At 46.2% G+C, this 22,993-nt stretch carries 18 protein-coding genes and 2 tRNA genes; 12 read left to right on the top strand and 8 right to left on the bottom strand.

Annotated features, from left to right (window positions below):
- Positions 1-134 precede the first annotated feature (134 nt).
- From ileS to ACQRBJ_RS09800, 7 genes are all read left to right on the top strand, one after another.
- Positions 135-3,746: an isoleucine--tRNA ligase gene (ileS, locus tag ACQRBJ_RS09830; RefSeq protein WP_445303502.1), complete on the top strand. Its 3,612-nt coding sequence runs from the start codon at positions 135-137 to the stop codon at positions 3,744-3,746.
- A 116-nt stretch (positions 3,747-3,862) separates the two neighbouring features.
- Complete coding sequence (locus ACQRBJ_RS09825; protein ID WP_153123529.1) at positions 3,863-4,246, top strand: TraR/DksA family transcriptional regulator; 384 nt, start codon at positions 3,863-3,865, stop codon at positions 4,244-4,246.
- A gap of 3 nt (positions 4,247-4,249) precedes the next feature.
- Positions 4,250-4,978, top strand: a complete 729-nt coding sequence (locus ACQRBJ_RS09820; protein ID WP_445303501.1) for a lipoprotein signal peptidase — start codon at positions 4,250-4,252, stop codon at positions 4,976-4,978.
- 4 nt (positions 4,979-4,982) lie between these two features.
- Complete coding sequence (locus tag ACQRBJ_RS09815; protein WP_445303500.1) at positions 4,983-5,933, top strand: DUF4296 domain-containing protein; 951 nt, start codon at positions 4,983-4,985, stop codon at positions 5,931-5,933.
- 4 nt (positions 5,934-5,937) lie between these two features.
- Entirely contained in the window at positions 5,938-6,156 is a 219-nt protein-coding gene (locus tag ACQRBJ_RS09810; RefSeq protein WP_445303499.1) for a hypothetical protein, read from the top strand.
- 54 nt (positions 6,157-6,210) lie between these two features.
- Entirely contained in the window at positions 6,211-7,062 is an 852-nt protein-coding gene (gene nadC / locus ACQRBJ_RS09805; RefSeq protein WP_445303498.1) for a carboxylating nicotinate-nucleotide diphosphorylase, read from the top strand.
- Positions 7,063-7,262: 200 nt separating this feature from the next.
- On the top strand, positions 7,263-8,927 hold the full coding sequence (locus ACQRBJ_RS09800) for a C69 family dipeptidase (protein WP_295346689.1): 1,665 nt from the start codon (positions 7,263-7,265) through the stop codon (positions 8,925-8,927).
- 397 nt (positions 8,928-9,324) lie between these two features.
- Here the strand turns inward: ACQRBJ_RS09800 and rho are convergent, their stop codons facing one another.
- Positions 9,325-11,397, bottom strand: coding sequence for a transcription termination factor Rho (gene rho / locus ACQRBJ_RS09795; protein ID WP_445303497.1), 2,073 nt, complete (start codon positions 11,395-11,397; stop codon positions 9,325-9,327).
- A 199-nt stretch (positions 11,398-11,596) separates the two neighbouring features.
- Between rho and mazG the strand changes: the two genes are divergently transcribed.
- The 5 genes from mazG to ACQRBJ_RS09770 all read left to right on the top strand — a co-directional run bounded on the left by mazG (position 11,597) and on the right by ACQRBJ_RS09770 (position 16,063).
- Positions 11,597-12,484, top strand: coding sequence for a nucleoside triphosphate pyrophosphohydrolase (gene mazG / locus ACQRBJ_RS09790; protein ID WP_445303496.1), 888 nt, complete (start codon positions 11,597-11,599; stop codon positions 12,482-12,484).
- A 68-nt stretch (positions 12,485-12,552) separates the two neighbouring features.
- Positions 12,553-13,110, top strand: coding sequence for a hypothetical protein (locus ACQRBJ_RS09785; protein ID WP_445303495.1), 558 nt, complete (start codon positions 12,553-12,555; stop codon positions 13,108-13,110).
- A gap of 44 nt (positions 13,111-13,154) precedes the next feature.
- Positions 13,155-14,072 carry a ribonuclease Z gene (locus tag ACQRBJ_RS09780; protein WP_445303494.1) on the top strand — a complete coding sequence of 306 codons (918 nt, stop codon included), beginning with the start codon at positions 13,155-13,157 and terminating at the stop codon, positions 14,070-14,072.
- 79 nt (positions 14,073-14,151) lie between these two features.
- Positions 14,152-14,706 carry an RNA polymerase sigma factor gene (locus ACQRBJ_RS09775; RefSeq protein WP_445303493.1) on the top strand — a complete coding sequence of 185 codons (555 nt, stop codon included), beginning with the start codon at positions 14,152-14,154 and terminating at the stop codon, positions 14,704-14,706.
- Positions 14,699-16,063, top strand: a complete 1,365-nt coding sequence (locus ACQRBJ_RS09770) for an outer membrane beta-barrel protein (RefSeq protein WP_445303492.1) — start codon at positions 14,699-14,701, stop codon at positions 16,061-16,063. Before ACQRBJ_RS09775 ends, ACQRBJ_RS09770 begins: the two co-directional genes overlap by 8 nt.
- A 252-nt stretch (positions 16,064-16,315) precedes the next feature.
- Here ACQRBJ_RS09770 and ACQRBJ_RS09765 read toward each other — a convergent pair whose 3' ends face one another.
- The 7 genes from ACQRBJ_RS09765 to ACQRBJ_RS09735 all read right to left on the bottom strand — a co-directional run bounded on the left by ACQRBJ_RS09765 (position 16,316) and on the right by ACQRBJ_RS09735 (position 22,980).
- On the bottom strand, positions 16,316-18,658 hold the full coding sequence (locus ACQRBJ_RS09765) for a bifunctional dihydroorotate dehydrogenase B NAD binding subunit/NADPH-dependent glutamate synthase (protein ID WP_445303491.1): 2,343 nt from the start codon (positions 18,656-18,658) through the stop codon (positions 16,316-16,318).
- Between the two features lie 203 nt (positions 18,659-18,861).
- On the bottom strand, positions 18,862-20,154 hold the full coding sequence (gene serS / locus ACQRBJ_RS09760; protein ID WP_153123549.1) for a serine--tRNA ligase: 1,293 nt from the start codon (positions 20,152-20,154) through the stop codon (positions 18,862-18,864).
- A gap of 343 nt (positions 20,155-20,497) precedes the next feature.
- The gene (rpmA, locus tag ACQRBJ_RS09755) at positions 20,498-20,788 is read right to left on the bottom strand and encodes a 50S ribosomal protein L27 (RefSeq protein ID WP_118116983.1); all 291 of its coding nucleotides are present in this window, start codon (positions 20,786-20,788) and stop codon (positions 20,498-20,500) included.
- A gap of 19 nt (positions 20,789-20,807) precedes the next feature.
- A complete protein-coding gene (rplU, locus tag ACQRBJ_RS09750) occupies positions 20,808-21,125 on the bottom strand; it encodes a 50S ribosomal protein L21 (protein ID WP_089543391.1) in 318 nt (105 codons plus the stop codon).
- Between the two features lie 246 nt (positions 21,126-21,371).
- Entirely contained in the window at positions 21,372-22,643 is a 1,272-nt protein-coding gene (locus ACQRBJ_RS09745; protein ID WP_445303490.1) for a DUF5103 domain-containing protein, read from the bottom strand.
- A gap of 154 nt (positions 22,644-22,797) precedes the next feature.
- Positions 22,798-22,869, bottom strand: a tRNA-Glu gene (locus ACQRBJ_RS09740).
- Between the two features lie 39 nt (positions 22,870-22,908).
- Positions 22,909-22,980 (bottom strand) — tRNA-Glu (locus ACQRBJ_RS09735).
- Between the last annotated feature and the right edge of the window lie 13 nt (positions 22,981-22,993).

Here is a 22,993-nt window from a genome sequence, read left to right as displayed (position 1 = left end):
TAGTATTTTGGTGCTCAAATCGGGATTTTTAATAGAAAAATTATTAATTTATTACCCCTTTATTCGGGTAAAACATATTTTTTTTGTAACTTTGCGCCCAAAAGTAAAAACAATATAAAATTTAAATTGATAATATGGCTAAGAAATTTGCCGAGCACAACGGTCTGAATTTGACTCAGACAAACAATGACGTACTAGCAGCGTGGGAGAAAAACGATATCTTCCACAAGTCTATCGACGAGCGTGAAGGCTGCCCTCAGTTTATCTTCTTCGAGGGACCTCCATCAGCTAATGGCCACCCGGGTATTCACCACGTGTTGGCACGTAGTATCAAGGATACATTCAACAGATACAAGACCATGAAGGGTTTCCAGGTTCACCGCAAGGCGGGATGGGATACCCACGGACTCCCTGTTGAACTCGGTGTCGAGAAGGAACTCGGCATCACCAAGAAGGATATCGACAACAAGGCTTCTGAGAAGTATATCTCTACCGAGGATTACAACCACAAGTGCCGCGAGAACGTGATGAAGTTCACCGCTGAGTGGCGCGAGTTGACCGAGAAGATGGGTTACTTTGTAGATCTCGACCATCCTTATATCACCTACGATAACAAGTATATCGAGACACTCTGGTGGCTCCTCAAGCAGCTCTACAACAAGGGACTGCTCTACAAGGGTTACACCATCCAGCCATACTCTCCAGGTGCAGGTACTGGTTTGAGCTCTCACGAGTTGAACCAGCCTGGCTGCTACCGTGATGTAAAGGACCTCACCACCACTGCTCAGTTCCTCATCAAGGATCCTAAGGCTGAGTGGACCAAGTGGGGCAAGCCATACTTCATCGCATGGACCACTACACCTTGGACCTTGCCATCAAACGTGGCTCTCTGTGTGGGTCCTAAGATTGACTATGTAGCTATCGAGACCTACAACCTCTACAATGGCGAGCCTATGACACTCGTGATGGCTGAGGCGCTGGTAGGTTCTTATCTGAAGGCAGACCAGGAGTGCAAGGAGGGCGATCTCCTTCCATTCGACAAGGAGAAGAAGCAGTGCCCATGGCGTATTATCGACCACATGAAGGGTACCGACCTCGAAGGCATGCACTACGAGCAGCTCCTGCCATGGGTGAAGCCATGCGAGAAGGTAGATGCTTTTGCTCCAGCTTTCGTAACAGAATATGCAGCTGCTCATCCTGAGAAGGTATTCGCTTCTGAGGATGGTCGCGATAAGTTCGTTGAGATGGACAGCGAGGCTTTCCGCGTAATCCTCGGCGACTACGTTACTACCGATGACGGTACAGGTATCGTTCACATCGCTCCTACATTCGGTGCCGATGATGCCAAGGTGGCTAAGGATGCCAACATCCCAGCCCTCTACCTTATTAATAAGAAGGGTGAGACTCGCCCAATGGTTGACCTGCAGGGTAAGTTCTATCTCATCGAAGACCTCGATGCCAACTTCGTAAGTGCTTGCGTCAACAAGGAGGCATACGCTCATCACGCAGGCGACTACGTGAAGAATGCCTACGACCCACAGTTTAATGTGGATGGTGTTTGGGACAAGAAGGCTTCTGATAAGGCAGAAGACCTGAACATCGTACTCTGCTACGAGTTGAAGCAGGAGGGCAAGGCTTTCAAGAGCGAGAAGCACGTGCACAACTATCCTCACTGCTGGCGTACCGACAAGCCTATCCTCTACTACCCATTGGATAGCTGGTTTATCAAGGATACCGCCCGCAAGGAGCGCATGGTAGAACTCAACAAGACCATCAACTGGCAGCCTGAGAGCACCGGTACAGGCCGTTTCGGCAACTGGCTCGAAAACCTGAACGACTGGAACCTTTCACGTTCCCGCTTCTGGGGTACTCCATTGCCAATCTGGCGTGACGAGAACCGTGGCGAGAAGTGCATCGGCAGCCTCGAGGAACTCTATGCTGAAATCGAGAAGTCTGTGGCTGCAGGCATCATGCAGAGCAACCCATTGAAGGAGAATGGTTTCGTTCCTGGCGACTACAGTCAGGAGAACTATGATAAGATTGACCTCCACCGTCCATACGTTGACAAGATCGTATTGGTAAACGAGGAGGGCAAGCCAATGTATCGTGAGAGCGACCTCATCGACGTTTGGTTCGATTCAGGTTCAATGCCTTATGCCCAGCTCCACTACCCATTCGAGGGAGAGATGGCCCGTGGCACAGAGGCAGACCGCGATGCACTCATCCACAGCACCTACGAGGGATATGCTATTCCTCCTAAGTTCTATCCAGCCGACTTCATCAACGAGGGCGTGGATCAGACCCGTGGATGGTTCTTCACCCTGCACGCCATCGCTACCATGGTATTCGACAGCGTAGCCTTCAAGAACGTAATCTCTTCTGGTCTCGTTCTCGATGCTAAGGGCAACAAGATGAGTAAGCACGTGGGTAACGTGACCAACCCATTCGAGATGATTGACAAGTATGGTGCCGACCCTGTTCGTTTCTATATGATGACCAACAGCGAGCCTTGGGACAACCTGAAGTTCGACCCTAACGGCGTGGATGAGACCCGTCGCAAGTTCTTCGGTACCTTATATAATACCTACAGCTTCTTCGCCCTCTACGCTAATGTAGATGGTTTCGATGCAGAGGCTGCTCAGGTGCCATTCGAGAAGCGCCCAGAGATTGACCGCTGGATTCTCTCTTCACTCAATACCCTCATCAAGGACGTTGACAGAGAGTTGGCTGGCTATGATCCAACCCGTGCTGGTCGTCTCATCGATGCATTCGTAAACGATGACCTCTCTAACTGGTACGTTCGTCTGAACCGTAAACGTTTCTGGGGTAAGGAGATGAGCGAGGACAAGTTGAGCGCTTACCAGACTCTCTATAGCTGCTTGATGACAGTGGCTAAGCTCTTGGCTCCATTCGCTCCATTCTATGCTGACGAGTTGTATCACGACTTGGGCGGCGAGTTGGAGAGCGTACACCTGGATAAGTTCCCTGTAGCTGATGAAGCTACTATCGATGCCGACCTGGAGGAGCGTATGGCCATCGCCCAGAAGATTACTTCTATGGTATTGGCATTGCGCCGCAAGGTGAACATCAAGGTGCGTCAGCCACTGCAGCAGATCATGATTCCTGCCGTAGATGATGTGCAGAAGGCACACATCGAGGCAGTAGCCGGACTGTTGAAGAACGAGGTGAACGTGAAGGAGGTTAACTTCATTGAGGGTCAGGGCATTCTCGTTAAGAAGGTGAAGTGTAACTTCAGAGTGATGGGTAAGAAATTCGGCAAGCTGATGAAGGGTGTTGCAGCCCAGATGTCAGCACTCGATCAGGACCAGATTGCAGCCTTCGAGAAGGCAGGCAACATCACATTGAATATCGACGGACAGGAAGCCGTGGTAGAGGTAGCCGACGTGGAGATTATCTCTGAGGATATCCCAGGATGGCTCGTATCTAACGAGGGCAATCTGACCGTTGCACTTGAGGTAGAGTTGACCCCAGAATTGAAGAAAGAGGGTATGGCTCGTGAGCTGATCAACCGTATCCAGAACCTCCGCAAGGAGACCGGACTGGAGATTACCGACCGCGTCAACGTAACTGTGGCTCCTAACGAGGAGACCAATGCAGCTATCGAGGCATTCGGCGACTACATCAAGGGGCAGGTATTGGCAGACAGCATCGAAATCGGTGACAACGCAGGTGTTGAGACCGAGTTTGATGACTTTAAGTTGAACATTCTTGTAGAGAAGAATTAAATAAGCTAGGAGTTAGAAGTTGGGAGTTCGGAGTTTTACCAAAACTGCTTACTTCTAACTTCTAATACCTTAATAGCTAGACAACATTAATAATAACTTTTAACAAAAGAACATCTATGGCTAACGAAAAAGCACGTTATAGCGATGAGGATCTCGCTGAGTTCCGCGCTATCATTGAAGAGAAATTAAAGGTGGCAAAGCAGACCTACAGAGACTGTATGGCTCAGCTTAATCACTCTGATAGTAATGATGTGGTAGATACATCACCAACCTACAAGGCCCTGGAGGAGGGAAGCGAGGCACAGAGCAAGGAGGAAATCATCCAGATGGCTCAGCGCCAGCAGAAGTTTATCAAGGGATTGGAGGCTGCGTTGATTCGCATCGAGAACAAGACCTACGGTATCGACCGCGAGACAGGTGAGCTGATTCCTAAGGAGCGATTGCGTGCTGTACCTCATGCCACATTGAGTGTAGCTTCCAAGGAAGCAAGAAAACATTAATAAATGGAGAAAAATAGTAAATTACATATCGGCTGGCTCGTCACCGCAATGATGGTTGTACTTTTGGTTATCGATCAGATTATCAAGTTGTACATCAAGACCCATTTTTGCCTTGGCGAGTCTGTTCGTGTTACAGATTGGTTTTTTATAGAGTTCATAGAGAACAATGGTATGGCCTGGGGCATGACGTTTATCGGCAAGTTCTGGCTGAGTATGCTGCGCCTCACCGCCATCTGTGTTCTGTTGTGGTATTTGTACCACATCATCAAGTCGGGAAAGCATCGGAAGCTGTATATCATCCTGGTAGCTCTGGTCACAACCGGAGCCATCGGTAATATCATCGACTCCATGTTCTACGGTCTCATCTTTACAGCAGCTTCGCCTTATTATGTATCTTATCAGGTACCTTTTGGCGAGGGTTATGCTCCTTTCCTGATGGGTAAGGTTGTAGATATGTTCCGCTTCCCATTCTTTAGCTATACCTGGCCTGAATGGGTGCCTTTCCTCGGAGGTCAGCATGGTGTCTTTTTTGATCCTGTTTTCAATCTGGCTGATGCCTGTGTCTCTGTCGGTATTATCTCTATGCTTCTTTTCTGCCGTAAGGAACTGGAAAGTCTGGGAGATGGAAAGAAGAAAGCTAAGTCTGCTGATAAAGAACAGGACATGACTGCTGAAGAAAAGAATCATGTAGAGGTTGCTAAAGAGTATAGTGCTCAAAACAAGGAGGATTAGTCTTATGAAAAAATCATTCATCTATCTGTGTTTCCTGGTTGGTATCGTATGTCTGATGGAGATGATGGCTTCATGTAAGCCGTCGCTTCCTGGTGACGTGCTTTCTAAGGGCCAGATGACAGATATTCTTTACGATTATCATTTGGCGCTGTCCATGGCGCATACCAAGGATGGTGGCGACAAGGGAGAGAGTCTGACCTATCGTGAGGCGGTTCTGAAGAAGCATGATGTTACGTCAGCTGAGTTTGACAGCTCTATGGTTTATTACATGCGACATACGGAATTGTTGAAGGATGTCTATAAAGACTTGGCTGACCGTCTGGGTAATGAGACTGAAGCGCTTGGTGGAAGTAGCCATGCTGGTGCAGATTTCAACACCTTGTCAGCTACTGGTGATACGGCTAATATCTGGAGTTATGCCCGTTCTATGGTCTTCAGTACTATTCAGCCATATAATGTCTTCAGCTTTAAGATGGAAGCTGATACCGCTTACCACAAGGGCGACTGCTTGATGCTGGATTTCGATTCCCAGTTCATCTATCAGGATGGTATTCGTGATGGTATCGCCTTGTTGGCTGTTGAATTCACCAATGATAGTGTTGCTCAGTCTATCATCCATATCTCCGGCTCCCAGCATTATTCTATGCAGATTAAGGATAATGAGAATCTTGGAATCAAGCAGGTAAAGGGATACTTTATGCTGAGTGCTGGTGGTTTCGCAACGAATGAAACTTCCGAATCTACTCTCAAGCTGATGTTCCTTGAGCATATCCGACTCATCAGAATGCATGCCAAGAAGGAAGATAAGGCGAAGGACTCTGCTTCTAAAGACAGTACCAAGGTAGATTCTCTGAAGCCTATTCCTATCGATCATGCAGCAAGACCGATGCTCAACCAGCCGCTTCCTTCTCCAAATGGGCAACAGCTGCGACCGGTAGAAATGAAGGTAGAGTAGGCTGATGGAAACAAGAAGATGTGGAGCGCATGTCGTTAGCCTTCCTGATGGTACCCAGCTTCTGCAGGCCGTTGTTGAACTGGAAGATAGCAGGGTAGTCAACTATTATGAATTTCGGGATGAACTGCCGATGACGGAATGGCTAGGCGGTGAAATTCGAATCATCATAGACAAGGAAGGTATCCGACGTGCCTATTGGAAGGGGAAGAGAATTGATAATTAAGAAATCTCCCCCAAAAAAGTAAACATGAAACATTAAACAATAAACATTAATAATATGTTAAGCGTAGATCAATTAGAAGACAAGTTGATAGACTTGGCATTTGCTGAGGATATCGGTGACGGCGACCACACAACCTTGTGTTGTATCCCAGAGGACGCCATGGGTAAGAGTCATTTGCTCATCAAGGAAGATGGCGTTTTGGCTGGTGTTGAATTGGCAAAGAAAGTATTTGCCCGCTTTGACCCTACCATGAAGGTGGAGGTGTTGCTGCAGGACGGTACCCATGTCAAGAAGGGCGATATCGCCATGATTGTTGAAGGAAAGACCCGTTCTCTGCTTCAGACTGAGCGTCTCATGCTCAACATCATGCAGCGTATGAGTGGTATTGCTACCATGACCGCTAAGTATGTTAAGCGCCTCGAAGGTACCAAGACTCACATCCTCGACACCCGTAAGACCACTCCAGGTCTCCGTATGTTGGAGAAGCAGGCTGTGAAGATTGGCGGTGGTATGAACCATCGTATCGGTCTCTTCGATATGATTCTTCTCAAGGACAACCATATCGACTTCGCTGGCGGTATCGACAACGCTATCGACCGTTGCCATGCTTATCTCAAGGAGAAGGGTCTCGACCTGCAGATTGAAATCGAGGTTCGCAGCTTCGATGAGCTCGACCAGGTATTGAAGCACGGTGGTGTCAACCGTATCATGCTCGACAACTTCTCTGTGCCTGATACCAAGAAGGCTGTAGATATCATTGCTGGCAAGTATGAGACAGAGTCATCTGGCGGTATCACCTACGATACTATCCGTGACTATGCAGAGCAGGGTGTTGATTTCATCTCTGTTGGTGCCTTGACACATAGTGTAAAGGGCTTGGATATGAGCTTCAAGGCTTGTGATTAATATGAATAAATTCAAGTTTCGCAAGCTCAGAAGTTAAAGGAGTTAAAGGAGTTATCGCTCCCTACGGTCGCTGAGGAGTTAAGACAACAGTCTTTTTGGTGTAGTTTTTTAAGCAGCAAGACATACGTCTTAACTCCTTAACTTCCTTAACTCCTTTAACTTCCTGATATGCGAAAGTTCAGTAAATAAAGGTATATTTTATGAATAAGATTTTTGCTTCAGCCATGATGGCTGTAGCTATGATGGGCTGCGTCTCTGAGGCAGAGGCTTGCAGCAACTTCATTGTGGGCAAGAAGGCATCTGTGGATGGTTCCGTGATGTGTTCTTATAGTGCCGATGACTACGGTATGTTCCAGAACCTCTGCCATTATCCTGCGGCTAAGCATGCCAAGGGCGAGATGCGCAAGATTTATGACTGGGATACCAACAAGTATCATGGTGAGATTCCTGAGGCAGCCCAGACCTATAGCGTTATCGGCAATATCAACGAATGGCAGGTTACCATCGGCGAGACTACCTATGGCGGTCGTGAGGAGATGGTGGATTCTACCGGTATCATGGACTATGGTTCACTTATCTATGTAGCTTTGCAGCGCAGTAAGACTGCCCGCGAGGCTATCAAGGTGATGACCACCCTCGCCAATACGTACGGTTATAATTCAGAAGGTGAAACCTTCACCATCTGCGATCCTAACGAGGCTTGGATCATGGAGATGATGGGTAAAGGTGCCGGTTCCAAGGGTGCTGTATGGGTAGCCCTCCGTATTCCGGATGATGCAGTCTGTGCTCATGCCAACCAGAGCCGCATCGGCAAGTTCAACATGAAGGACAAGAAGAACGTGATGTATGCCAAGGACGTGGTTTCTTTTGCTCGGAGCAAGGGCTGGTTCCAGGGCAAGGATGCTGATTTCTCTTGGAAGATGGCTTATGCCAAGCCTGATTTCTCTGGCCGTCGTTTCTGCGATGCCCGTGCATGGTCTATGCTCAACCACTTCTATGACATGACTCCATATTTGGATTGGGCACTCGGCAAGAATCCTGATGCGCAGGATATGCCTCTCTGGGTGGTTCCTAACAAGAAGGTGAGCGTTCAGGATGTAGAGAATGTGATGCGCGATCATTACGAGGGTACTCCTCTTTCTGTAGCCGACGGTTCTGATATCGGTGGCGGTATCTGGGAGATGCCATATCGTCCTACACCATTGATGTACAAGGTGGATGGCAAGCAGTATTTCAACGAGCGTCCTGTCAGCACCCAGCAGAGTGGTTTCGTATTCGTAAGTCAGATGCGTTCATGGTTGCCAAGAGAGATTGGTGGCGTGTTCTGGTTTGCCAATGATGATGCCAACATGGCTGCATTCACTCCTGTATATTGCTCTATGACCGAGCGTCCTGAGTGCTACAATACTCCTGGTGCTGATGCCTTGCATTTCAGCAAGAAGAATGCTTACTGGGTATGCAACATGACCAGCAATATGGTTTATCCTCGTTACAGCCTGATGTTCCCAACCTTGAAGGAGGTTCGTGATAGCTTGGACAACAGCTATTTCGCTGCTCAGGCTGGTGTTGAGAAGAAGGCTCAGGAGCTTTATGCCCAGAACCCACAGGCTGCTGTGAAGTATCTCAACGACTACAGTGTAGAGAAGGCTCAGCAGATGTTGGCTCGCTGGAACCAGCTTTTCGAGTTCATGGTGGTGAAGTATAATGATATGATTATCAAGCCAACCGACAAGAACGGTACTTTCGAGAAGACCCAGTATGGTTTGGGTGCTCGTCCAGCTCGTCCAGGCTATCCTGAGAAGTATGCCAAGGAATTGGTTAAGCAGTCTGGTGACAAGTTCCTGGTACCGGAAAGCGGTAAATAAGATTGATTGGTAATACAATAAAGCAAGAAGGGCAGATTCCATATTCGGAACCCGCCCTTTCTTTTTTAAAATCTCTCTCTCTGAAATATTTTGAGTCTACTTTACTTACAGAGACATACTCTATGGTTGATATCAACTACCTCTGGTATAGAATGTATAACATGCTTCAAGAACATACCCATACATACAACCATTCCTGAGAACATTACTGCTGCTAACGCTAAAGTAAACATAGTCATCATAATTTTTTCTAATCTTTTAAATTTTATTATTCGTTATTCCTTAATACGAGTGCAAAGTTAACACTTTTTTATCGGAATAACGAATATTTCTGCATGAAATGTGTATGTAACATGCATTTCTTGATTTGAGTCAATGAGACTATGCTGAGACTTTTTTATGAATTCATCGACAGTAGGAACTCGTCATTGTTGCGAGTGTTCTGCATTGACTGGTGGATGGTATTCATTGCCTCAATAGGGTTCATGTCAGAGATGTACTTGCGGAGAATCCACATACGGTCGAGTGTGGTTCTGTCTTGCAGGAGATCATCACGACGTGTAGATGAAGCCACGAGGTTGACAGCAGGGAAGATACGCTTGTTGCTGAGTGAGCGGTCAAGCTGCAATTCCATGTTACCTGTACCCTTGAATTCCTCGAAGATTACTTCGTCCATCTTGCTACCTGTATCAATCAAGGCTGTTGCGATGATGGTGAGAGAGCCACCGCCTTCGATGTTACGTGCAGCACCAAAGAAGCGCTTAGGCTTCTGCAAAGCATTGGCATCAACACCACCGGTCAAAACCTTACCGGATGCAGGAGCCACTGTATTGTAAGCACGAGCCAGACGGGTGATGGAATCCAGGAAGATGACTACATCATGTCCGCACTCTACCATTCTCTTTGCCTTTTCCAGAACGATACCTGCAATCTTCACATGGCGCTCAGCAGGTTCATCGAATGTAGAGGCAATCACCTCTGCATTGACAGTGCGGGCCATGTCGGTAACCTCCTCAGGACGCTCATCAATGAGCAACATCATCAGATAGGCTTCTGGATGATTGGCTGCTATTGCATTGGCGATATCCTTCATGAGGATGGTCTTACCGGTCTTAGGCTGAGCCACAATAAGGGCACGCTGTCCTTTACCGATAGGAGAGAACAGGTCTACGATTCGTGTGCTCAGGTTGGTGGTCTTGCGGTCTCCGCAAAGATTGAACTTCTCGTCTGGGAAGAGAGGAGTTAGATGTTCAAATGGTACACGGTCTCTTACTTCTGATGGTTCACGACCGTTGATCTTTTCAATGTTTGTGAGTGGGAAGTATTTTTCACCCTCGTGTGGTGGACGAACCTGGCAGAATACAACGTCACCCGTCTTAAGACCATATCGCTTGATCTGATTGGCAGATACATAGACATCGTCTGGTGAAGAAAGGTAATTGTAGTCGCTGCTGCGCAGGAATCCATATCCATCCGGCATCACTTCAAGCACTCCGCATGATGTGACGATGCCAGAGAAATCATAGGCTGGCTCAGGAATCACTTCTACGTTAGGTGTTTCCTGTGCTGCCGCAGGATTTGCTGTATTGATTGGTCTGTCGAAGATGTCTACCAAAGGAATGGCAGTCTGGTCTTCGATAGGAATGTCTACAACGGTGATGAAGTCAGTACCATCACCAGGATCTCCTTCCCATATACCGTTTGCATTGTTGGCTGCTGCTTCTGGCTTGTATGCTTCCTGATTCTCTTCAGCAGAATCGGCATCATTGTCGGTATCCGTATTCTTGTTGTTGTGTGCTTCCATTTTGGCTTGCAATTTTGCAATCAGTTCCTCTTTGTCGTTTCCTTGATTGTCCTTGTTTGCGTCATTCTGTGCAAATTGTTCTTCCGGTATGAAGGAATCGTTTTGCTGGAAGTGGTTTTCTCCTGATGTGGTCGAATCGTTCTGGCTAGCTCCAGTAGAATCAGACTGCTCTGTGGTTAATGTCTCAGGAACATTCTGCTCTGAAAAGTTAAGGTTTGCCTCTACTGGAGTTCCTTGTTGCGCATCCTGTTTTTCCTGCTGTGCTTTGATGGCAGCAGCCTTGGCAGCAGCTATGGCTTCAAGCTCTGCTTTGCTCTTGCGCCCACGGTGTTTTGGGAATGCTGCCAATGGGTCTTTTGTCTCTTCCTCCAGGAGGACTTCTTCCTTCGCATTGTTCTCTGTTGGACCTGTTACTTGATGCTTTTGTACGTCAAAGTTTTCTCCATCGATACCATTTACGCTATATACTCTATCCTCTTTGCTGGAGACGATACGGGTACGCTTGCGTTTTGTTACAGCCAGAGTAGAATCCTCTGTCTGAGCATTGAAAATAGTATTGATAATCGTTTCCTTATTGTCGCCAGATTTAATCTTGACTCCAATTTGCTTAGCAATGTCCTTTAACTGAACGACACTATTTGCTGATAATTCTTCCTTGCTATACATTATTATATATTGTATATGTGAATATTGTTTCTGAGTGATTTTGACGTTTCAAGAATTGAAACATCGCTCGAAAAGTTATCTTTCGAGTGCAAAGATAATTAAAAAATTTGTTTCTGCCAAATTTTTTGCCTATCTTTGCACAAAAATAATTCGATTATCGATGATTTTATAATGAATATTTAATTTTAACTCTATAAAAGTGCATACAAAAGAAGAAAAACTAGCTGCATTCAGCAGATTGCTGGATGTTCAGGACCGACTTCGTGTTCAATGTCCTTGGGACAGAAAACAGACGTTTGAAAGTCTTCGACCTAACACCATCGAGGAGGCTTTCGAACTTTGTGATGCCCTCATGAAGCGTGATTATAAGGATATAAAGAAAGAATTGGGTGACGTCTTGGAACATGTGATGTTTTATAGCATTATTGGTCGTGAAGATGGCAAGTTTGATATTTGTGATGTCTGCAACCAGGAAGCTGATAAACTTATGTTCCGCCATCCGTTCATCAATTGGAATGAAGAGGGGGAATGGACGGTCTCTAATCCTGATATGTATATCAATGAAGCCGGACAGGTTGTGTATAAGGAGTCTGATGCTCAGGCATTGAAGGCTGGCAAACCCAAGACTGCGGCTTCCGTGGAAAAGACTTGGGAGCAGATCAAGCAGCAGGAGAAGGATGGCAATGAAAGAGTCCTGAGTGGAGTACCTAATTCTCTTCCTTCGCTTATCAAGGCTTATCGCATTCAGGACAAGGCTCGCAATGTGGGCTTTGACTGGAAGGAAAAGGAGGATGTATGGGATAAGGTGCAGGAAGAACTGGAGGAACTCAAGGTGGAATTGGCTAGGGAAGACAAGGAAAAGTCTACCCAGGAATTGGGAGATTTCCTCTTCTCTGTCATCAATGCTGCCCGTCTCTACAAACTCAATCCTGACAATGCCCTCGAAAAGACGAACCAGAAGTTTATCCGTCGCTTCAATTATGTGGAAGATCATTCCTTTAAGCAGGGCAGAATTCTGAAGGATATGAGCCTGGAAGAAATGGATCAACTCTGGAATGAAGCCAAGCAGGAAGAGCGCAAAGAGTGAGTAAACGTAGATAAGCTGGGAAATCAACAGTCATGTTGAGCAATATTAATATTTAACTTAGGAAAGTTATGAAAAAGTTAGTGTATATAGCGATAGCTTTGGTAATCATGTTTGCTGCCAATAGCTGTAAGGAAAAGAAGGAGACTTCTATTATCAGTACCAATGACTCTGTTGAAGTAGAGGAGATGAATGATTCTACGATATATGGTGTGTGCGGAGAAGGTACATCCATGCACAGTCTGGAACTGTGTTCTGATGAGGGTGATACGCTTTCTGTCTTTATTGATGACGCTGACCCTTCTATTGTTCAGGGAGGATTGATGGCTGGCGACCGTATTGCCCTTTTGGCTTATAAGGCACAGGATGGGGAGATGGTAGCCAGGAAGATTATCAATCTTACTTCTTTGTTGGGTAAGTGGATTTCTCTGGATAAGAATTTCGACCTTCTGGAAGGTGGCGTGGTGAAGAATAATGTCAAGGCTGAAACCAACCCTTGGACTTCCTGGAAAATCCTGAATGGTAAGCTGCTTTTGAATAAGGACACCTTTGATATCGATAATTTGGGTCCTGACAGTTTGCTGTTGGAGAATCATCAGGGTATCTTCGTCTTTAAGCGTCAGGAATAGTTGCCTGGTGAATCAGGAACGGTGTAAGATGAATAATTTTGCTAATGGAACCTTTTAAGATACATATTCTGGGTTGTGGCAGTGCACTGCCTACCCTCAAACATAACGCTTCCTCTCAACTCATAGAGATGAGAGGCAAGTGCTTCATGGTGGATTGCGGTGAAGGAGCGCAGATGCAGTTCCGTCGCTCTCACATCCATTTCTCCAAACTGAATGCCATCTTTATCAGTCATATGCATGGCGACCACTGTTTCGGTTTGATGGGATTGTTGTCTACGCTTGGAATGCTCGGACGTACTTCCAAGTTGAGAATTTATGCTCCCAAGGATTATGAACCTCTCTTCAGGCAGCAGGTTGAATTCTTCATGCAGACGATGGAGTATGAGATGGAAATGATTCCAGTTGATACAGAGAAGCAGCAGGTCATATATGAGGACCACTCTCTTACCGTTGAAACTGTACCTTTGCAGCATCGTGTGCCTTGTTGTGGATTCATCTTCCGTGAGAAACCTACCTTGCCACATATCCGTCGTGATATGATAGACTATTATGGCATTCCTGTCAGTCAGATCAACAATATCAAGAATGGTGCTGATTGGACGAATGAGGATGGTGATGTTATCCCGAATGCCCGACTCGTTCAGCCTGCTGATTCGCCTCGTAGTTATGCTTACTGCAGTGATACTCGTTTTGTGCCTGGTTTGAAAGAGAAGGTGAAAGGCGTTACTGTGTTATATCATGAGAGTACCTATACATCGGATCAGGAAGATCGTGCCAAGATATATTATCATAGTACGGCGAGCCAGGCTGCTACCATAGCAGCAGGAGCGGGTGTGGGGACCTTGCTTCTGGGACATTATAGTGCGAGATATAATGACGAACAGGTCTTGCTGCAAGAGGCCAAGGCGGTGTTTGATCACTCTATACTCTCTCAGGAGGGAATGGTTTTTGATGTCGTTTGATAAGTTTTTCAAAAAAAGTTCATGATTTGATGCAAGGATTTTCATATCTTTCGTTTGATTTAAAAAAGAGAAAATAAAATTGGAATCTGAGAAGGAACTTTTGGACGATATTTTTCGTGGCAGCCGGGATGCTATGCATCGGTTGTACGAACGGTATGTAGGGCATGCCATGGCGGTTGCGCTGAGGTATGCCCCTTTGCGCGAAGATGCCGAGGATGTTGTCCAGGACAGCTTCATCAAGGTTTTTGCTGCGATTCCGAATTTTCAGTATAGAGGTGAAGGATCACTGAAGGGGTGGTTGCTTCGTATTGTTGCAAATGAGGCGATTACTTGTGTTCGGCAGAAAAGTAAACTTACGCTGGTGGAAGAATTTCCGGATGAGCCTTTGGAAGAGGAACCGCCTGTAGAAAAGATACCACCTGCTGAGCTGACTAAAATGATAGGAGAACTGCCTGATGGCTATAGATTAGTACTTAATATGTATGTCTTCGAACAGTTGAGTCATAAGGAGATTGCCCTGCGGTTAGGCATTAAGGAAAGTAGTTCGGCATCGCAGTATCTGAGAGCCAAGAAACTCTTGGCAAGAAAAATTAATGATTATCTGAGTAAATTAAACGAGAAAGAATATGAGTAATAATGATTGGACAAACAAACTTCGAGATCAGTTGGCAGACTATCAAGAGCCTGTCAGCCGTGACTTGTGGGCGGGTATTGAACAATCGCTTGCTCAGAAGACGGGACATCAAGAGGTATCTAAACCTGGTAAAATAATCCATATAAACACTTGGAAACGTTGGTCTGCTGCGGCGGCTGTGGCTTTGTTGGGAATAGGAGGTAGTTATGTCTACTTCCATCAGGAGGAAGACAAACTTGCCAGTTCGCAGTTGGCAATGGTAACAGATAAAGCATCTGCATCTGCGGTTGCAGAGCATTCGCATCCTATGGGTAAGACATCGGAAAATGGAGCTGGAAATCCGCTTGATTCCAGAGATGACAATGTAGGGTTGGGGATGAAAAGGAATCCAAAGCAAACAGTAGAAGGTAAAAATGCTGGAAGACAGCTTTTGGCTGATCAAACGGTTCTTTTGGCTTCTGCTTCCGAGAATGAAGTGATGCCAGCTTCGGAGAATGAATTGATGGTGGCATCTGTTGATTCTCAGCCAGTCTCATCTGCAGAAGAGAAAACTGAATCAACTCTTCAGCAGGATTCTCCGGCCCGGCAGACTCAAAAGGCAAAGTCTATTGATAACCTCTTTGCGAATGCCGTAGTGGCTGATGCTTATCAATTCTCTCATCATGAAGAGACTGTTGGCTGGTCAATGAAGCTCTATGCAGAAAATCTGAGTCCGAACTTGGGATTGTCTACTTCTGATGATTCCTATGCGAGTTCTGGTGTTTTGGCAGACCCTATGCCGGGTGTTGTTCCTGATCCAACAGTAGGAGGTGTGAATGATATCGATTATCTGATGGCATCCTATAAGGTGGTTCAGAAAACCCATAAAGGCGAAGCCAAGCATCATGCTCCTGTCTCTGTAGGATTGCAGGTGGCATTTGGTATTGCTCCACGTCTGTCGTTGAGTTCGGGTTTCGTGTATACCCGTACCTCCTCCGACTTTTATCCGTATGCACCTCATAACAATTATAATGTCCATCAGGTGCTTCACTATGTGGGCATTCCGGTAGGTTTGAACTATGAGTTATGGAAGAGTGGAGGATTCCATGCCTATGTGATGGCTGGTGCTGAAGCTGACTTGAATGTGAAGAATGATACGGAAGAGGAGGGAGTAAAGAAAGAGAATGCCAAACGTGATAGAGTGCAGTTCTCAGGAAAGGCTTCGCTCGGAGCACAATATGATATCACGCCAAATGTAGGCTTGTATATTGAGCCGGGTGCTAAATATTACATTGACAATGGCAGCGAGATTGAAAACACTTTCAAGGATAAGAAACTGAACTTCAATTTTCAGTTTGGTTTGAGATTCAATCTTTAAAACATAAATAGAAAAGAGGGTGTGTCATAAGTTCATGATGCACCCTCTTTTTCTTTTATATCTTATAGATATGTTTTCGGAAAAGACAGTCAATGTTTGTGAGAAAGTTAGTATCTCTGGCCGCACAACAGCTGTTGTGCGCTCGCATATCAGCTGTTGTGCGCTCGCACACCAACTGATGTGCATGCGGTAGTCAACTGTTATGCGCCAACTTTTATCTAGACTTATAACACGCTATCTTTTGCTTGTTTATCATTTCAAGAGTCTTTCACTCATATTCAGTGCAGCCTTTCTTCCATCACCCATGGCAAGAATTACTGTAGCACCACCACGGACGATATCACCACCAGCGTAGATTTCTTTGATAGAACTCTGCATCTGCTCGTTTACGGCGATAGTGTTCTTTCTGCCGAGCTCCAATCCTTCAATACTCTGAGGAACAAGAGGGTTAGGACTTACACCCACTGCAACAATCACCTGGTCGCATTCCAATGTCACGGTCTCGCCTGTAGCTTCCGGACGACGGCGACCGCTGGCATCAGGTTCTCCCAGCTGCATGACGTCGAGGACAACAGACTTCACAGCGCCCTTCTCGTCAGCTTCATACTCCTTAGGATTATGGAGAGTCATGAAGTTGATGCCTTCTTCCTTGGCATGCTTGACTTCCTCAAGACGGGCAGGCATCTCTGCTTCAGAACGGCGATAAACCAATGTTACCTCGGCTCCCAGACGCTTGGCTGTACGGCAACTGTCCATCGCAGTGTTTCCTCCGCCCACAACAACTACCTTCTTACCCAGGTTGATAGGGGTATCGGTATGAGGATTGGCGGCATCCATCAGGTTTACACGGGTAAGATACTCGTTAGAAGACATGATGTTCAAGGCATTCTCACCAGGGATATTCATGAAGTTAGGCAAACCTGCTCCCGAACCCACAAAGATGCCCTTAAATCCCTGTTTTTCCAGGTCTTTTACAGAGATGGTCTTGCCTACGATGCAGTCGGTGATGAATTTCACGCCCATCTTCTGAAGATTCTTAATCTCTACGTCTACGATGGCATTAGGCAATCGGAACTCTGGGATACCATATTTCAATACACCACCTATTTCGTGCAGAGCCTCGAATACGGTGACTTCGAATCCCTTCTTTGCCATATCGCCAGCAAAGCTCAGACCGGAAGGACCTGAACCGATAACGGCAACTTTGATTCCGTTGGCTTCATCGCATTGAGGAACTGAAATGTTGCCACTCTGACGTTCATAGTCGGCTGCAAAACGCTCCAGATATCCGATAGCCACTGCCGGCTCGTTCATCTTGAGATGCACACACTTGCTTTCACACTGTTTCTCCTGTGGGCAGACACGTCCGCAGACAGCAGGTAGGGCAGAGGTGTTCTTCAGAACCTTTGCAGCAGCCAGGAACTGACCGCGCTCAATATTCTTGATGAATGAAGGAATGTTGATGCTTACCGGACAGCCTTCCATACAGGTAGGCTTAGGACAGTCGAGGCAGCGCTTTGCCTCGGTCAATGCCATCTCCTTGGTCAGACCGATGTTCACCTCTTCCGTACGGGTAGTTGCACGATATACTGGGTCGAGTTCCGGCATCTTCACACGCTCGATAGCCGTACGTTCCTTGGCTTTCATGGAAGCACGCAATTCCTTTCGCCACTCGGCGTTGCGGTCTGTCAGCTCTTCGATGGATGCATCTGTTGGCTCTACGTCCATTGTTATGTCTGTGGTCTCCTTGTTCTTTTCGGCATCTATGGTAGCCAGATGTTCCTCGAAGTGTTCCATCTCCTCGCGCTCTACGTCCTTGAAGGTTCCCATGCGCTTGAACATCTCGTCCCAATCTACCTGGGCGCCGTCAAACTCAGGACCGTCGATGCAGACAAACTTGGTCTTGCCACCGATGGTCAGGCGGCAGGCACCGCACATACCGGTTCCATCCACCATGATGGTATTGAGCGAAACGTCTGTGGAAAGATTATATTTCTGGGTCAGGAGACAGCAGAACTTCATCATGATAGGAGGACCGATGGCGAATACCTTGTCGATATGCTCCTGATTGATGAGCTTTTCGATACCCACGGTAACAACACCCTTCTCGCCGTAGCTGCCGTCGTCGGTCATGATGATGAGTTCATCACTTGAAGCACGTACCTCATCCTCCATAATCACGAGGTCTTTGTTCCTACCCGCAATTACGGAAAGGACTCTGTTTCCTGCGGCTTTCAGTGCCTTGATGATAGGGAGCATAGGAGCTACGCCTACACCACCTCCGGCACAAATGACTGTTCCGAAGTTCTCGATATGTGTAGGATTTCCAAGTGGTCCCACCACATCGTGAATTTCATCACCTTCATTTAGGGCACAGAGTTTGGTAGATGAAAGACCTACCTTCTGCACAACCAGTGTGATGGTTCCTTTCTCAATGTCAGCATCAGCGATGGTCAGCGGCATACGCTCGCTGTTGTTGTCTACACGGATGATAACAAAGTTACCTGCCTTTCGGCTCTTGGCTATAAGCGGTGCTTCTACATCGAAGCGGAATACTTTCTCTGAGTATTGTTCTTTCTTGATAATCTTGTTCATGGGCTATTAAATTTCTTAATGCTGATATATTAATATTTCTGGTTCGCTGTTTAGAGTTTGCTTCATGGTACATAAAAATGCAAAAGGATAACATCGGCTACCTTTGTGGCAGTCGAAGTTATCCTCGTACAATATATGTTATTTTTGTTTTTCGAATGTTTTGTATAATCGAGAAAAACTGAAAGTCTTACCGATACTTCAAATTAATCGAAATTTTTGTCATCAAGCATCTCGAATCCGCAGTAAGGAACCAATACCTTAGGCACGCGGATACCCTCTGGTGTCTGGTTGTTCTCCAGGATGGTTGCAACGATACGTGGCAAGGCGAGAGCAGAACCGTTCAAGGTGTGGCAAAGTTCAATCTTCTTGTCCTCTGCATGGCGATAGCGGCAGTGGAGACGGTTAGCCTGGTAGCTCTCGAAGTTAGATACTGATGAAACCTCCAACCAGCGACCCTGAGCTGCACTCCAGGTCTCGAAGTCGTAGCAGATAGAAGAGGTGAAGCTCATATCACCACCGCAGAGACGGAGAATGTGGTATGGCAACTCCAGTTTCTTCAGCAGCCCCTCTACGTGGTCGAGCATCTCGTTCAGACTCTCGTAAGAGTGACCTGGCTTATCGATGCGTACAATCTCTACCTTGTCAAACTGGTGCAAGCGGTTCAAGCCGCGAACATCCTTACCGTAGCTACCAGCCTCACGACGGAAGCAGGCAGAGTAAGCACAGCGCTTGATAGGGAGATCCTTCTCGTCAAGGATGACATCACGGAAGATGTTGGTTACAGGAACCTCAGCAGTAGGGATGAGGAAGAGGTTGTCGAGATTCGCGTGATACATCTGACCCTCCTTGTCTGGCAACTGACCTGTGCCACGACCAGAATCCTCGTTTACTACATAAGGAGGCTGAATCTCAAGATATCCGCTCTTACGAGCCTCATCGAGGAAGAATGCCTCGAGAGCACGCTGGAAGCGAGCCATCTTACCGATATATACAGGGAAGCCGGCACCGGTAATCTTCACACCGAGGTCGAAATCCACGAGGTTGTACTTCTTCAAGAGATCCCAATGGCAGAGTGCATCCTCGCCGAGGTTTGGCTTTTCGCCACCTTCTTTTACGACCACGTTGTCAGCCGCATCCTTACCCTCAGGAACCAGTTCGCAAGGGATGTTAGGGATTTCGAGCAACTGATTGGTCATATCGTTCTGTGCTTTCTCCATGATCTCTTCAAGAGCCTTAGCGTCAGCCTTGAGCATAGCTACCTGAGCCTTTGCGCTCTCAGCTTCCTCTTTCTTACCTTCCTTCATAAGGGCACCAATCTGCTTGGCAAACTGGTTAGCCTGCTGCTTGTTGTTATCCAGCTTCTGCTGAGCTTCACGACGAATCTTGTCGTACTCCAAAACTTTCTCTACGGCCTCACGAGCATTTGGAAAATGCTTCTTTTCAAGACCTTTAACTACACGTTCAGTTTCTTCACTGATGAGTTTAAGTGTAAGCATATAATGTCTTTTTATTTAATTATTTACTATTTGTAGGCAAAAGTACAAAAAATATTTGTGATAACGCAAAAAAATGCTGACTTTTTTACAGGGAAGGGTAGAATTAAAGTTTTTTTGTGGTTTTACAGGGTTAAGGAGCTTAGAAAGGGGTGAGGTGTAAGCTTCTTAGAATATAGATAAGGCACGGATTACACGGATTACACGGACTTATGGCGCTAATATAAGTAAAACGATTATCATCTCTCATAAAATAAAAACTTATATAAACGAAGAAAGCCTGCTCTAGGTATGAGCAGGCTTCTATGTTGTTTGTTTGGAATAGTTTTTTCTAAAACTTTAAAAATTAAGCGTCAGCTTTTTTGGTCTTCTCAGCGTAAACCTCTGGAGAGAGAACAGAAACTGTACTCTTGTCCTTGCGGCCCTTGTGGAAGTAAACGATACCGTCTGTCAAAGCATACAATGTATCATCCTTACCCTGAGCTACATTCTCACCTGGGAAGTGCTTGTTACCACGCTGGCGAACAATAATGTTACCTGCGATGATGCTCTGACCACCCCAGATCTTAACGCCTAATCTTTGTGAAGCTGATTCACGGCCGTTCTTAGAACTACCAACACCTTTCTTATGTGCCATTTTCTAATTCCTCCTAATTTTAAGCGATTACAGATTTGATTGATACTTCAGTGAACTGAGCACGATGACCGTTCTTCTTGCGATAGTCCTTGCGGCGCTTCATCTTGAAGACGATTACCTTGTCACCCTTTACGAGTGGGTTCACTACTTCTACTACTACTTTTGCACCCTCTACAGCTGGTGCACCGACAGTGATTGCGCCGTCTTTGTCAACGAGCAAAACCTTGTCGAACTCAACAGTCTGACCTGCCTCAACATCCTTGATGTGATGTACGAAGAGCTTCTTGCCCTCCTCAGCCTTGAACTGCTGACCGTTAATTTCTACAATTGCGTACATTTAATTATTTATATAAACGGGTTTTTCCGCGAGGCGTCCTGCTTCGTGCCGGATCTTGACCGAGCCCCAACGAACTAAACTTTTCTGTAACATTTGCCCAATCCATGAGCATTCGGAGTGCAAAATTACAAATTATCTTCGATATAAACGAATATTGCTTTCCTAAAGAATATGGTTTTATGAAGATTTAACTAATTAGGGCATTATCCGGCATTCTTTTTAATCCTTTTAAGATTGTCCGCCTCTCTATTGAATGCTTTTCCATCCTAGCAGCTGGTCGCTTCGGTCTGTGGTTCCCCTATAGTATATCAGTGCATCATATCTGTTGGCTGTCTGATAGAAGTCACCGTCTGTTGATACGTGTCTTGTGCTTCCATCATTTCTTAAAACCAGGTACTGGTAGCTGTAATAGCCTTGTTTCAGTTTCACCTGTGCATGATAGCAATGGCTGCTTTCGTCATATTCCATCTGGTATTCTGGGGTAAATGAATCTTGGGTCCAGAAACCGTTCAGGTATACTGCTCCTTCCTGGCGGGGAGCCTTCAGGGTGAAGTGGACGATGGCGTAGTCACTTTGGCTGTTGTTGCTTATGTTGTCGCTGTTGCGGATGTAGAAGGCTCCTTGTCCGCTTTCGTCGTATACGTAGCTGGGTCTGGGTTCGTCGGGAGTGACGTAGGCGTGATAGTCCTTTCCGTCCCAGCTGATTCGCTCGATACCCATGGTCGGGTGGTCTAGGTCCAGCATTTCAAACTTGTGGTATTCGTTTCCGCCCTTGAATATGAGTTGTCTGTTGTGTATCCAGCTCATCTGTTCTGCGCTGAGATAGTCGGGTTTTGCGTTCACTGCGGCATTGTCCCATCTTCCGTTTTGCAGTACCACGGTTTTAATCTGTTCGCCGGGTGCTGTAACGTGGATATTCCTGTAGTTGGCCGTCATCCTCACCTGCTGATGCTGTCTGTTGTTGTCGATGTCGGTATTGGAAGAGTAGGCTAGGTCTACCTTTATCTTGGGATCTACGATCATGAAGCATGCCGTAAACATTGTGTTTTCTCCCTCTTCTGCGTTGTCATCGTAAACGGTCAGTTTATAGTTTCCGCTCATCGTAATCCGGCAGTTCTCGTTGGGGATAGTCAGGTGGTAATGGGTGTATAGGTGGTTGGTATTGAACGACTGCTCATTGTTGTCAATCGTCAGTTCTCCATTGAATCCCTGCAGATAGTCGGTATCAAAGATTCCTTCCGATTCCTGCCAGTCGGCATCGCAATGGGTGATTTTGTAGGTGTAGCGATGATAATCGTGGGTCATGTCGTCGAAGTCTATGTTGATGGCATTGCCGCCCAGTTGGGTGATAGGCATGCTGAGCCAGTCTGTTCCGGCTACCACCTGGAGTGAAGCAATGCGTTTGTTGTGTATGATGTTATGCTGAGCTTTACCTGGTAGTTGAGCTGTCAGGATGAGTATGCAGCCTATCATCATCGCTTTGATGCTGGATGAAATGATGGAGTTATCTTTTTTCATGTTTTAAAATGCGTTTGTACTGAATCTTTTTGTCTTTGCAAAGATACGGCAAATAGGGGAGACTACCAAACAAAAGGGCAAAAAAATAACTTGCAATAGTCTCTGAAGGACTGAATGCAAGCTTAAACAATCTAACTAATACATGAAAACACTGTAGTCGATAGGGGAATCGAACCCCTATGCCAAGATTGAGAATCTTGTATCCTAACCATTAGATGAATCGACCGGTTATTGTTTGCATATTGCTATGCTGTTTGTTGTGTTGTAGTCGATAGGGGAATCGAACCCCTATGCCAAGATTGAGAATCTTGTATCCTAACCATTAGATGAATCGACCAACGGTACATTTT

This window comes from Prevotella sp. SGI.167, assembly GCF_050313615.1.
Lineage (GTDB): Bacteria > Bacteroidota > Bacteroidia > Bacteroidales > Bacteroidaceae > Prevotella.
Note: the sequence above shows the minus strand (reverse complement) of the source record. Positions and strands in the feature narration are given on the sequence as shown.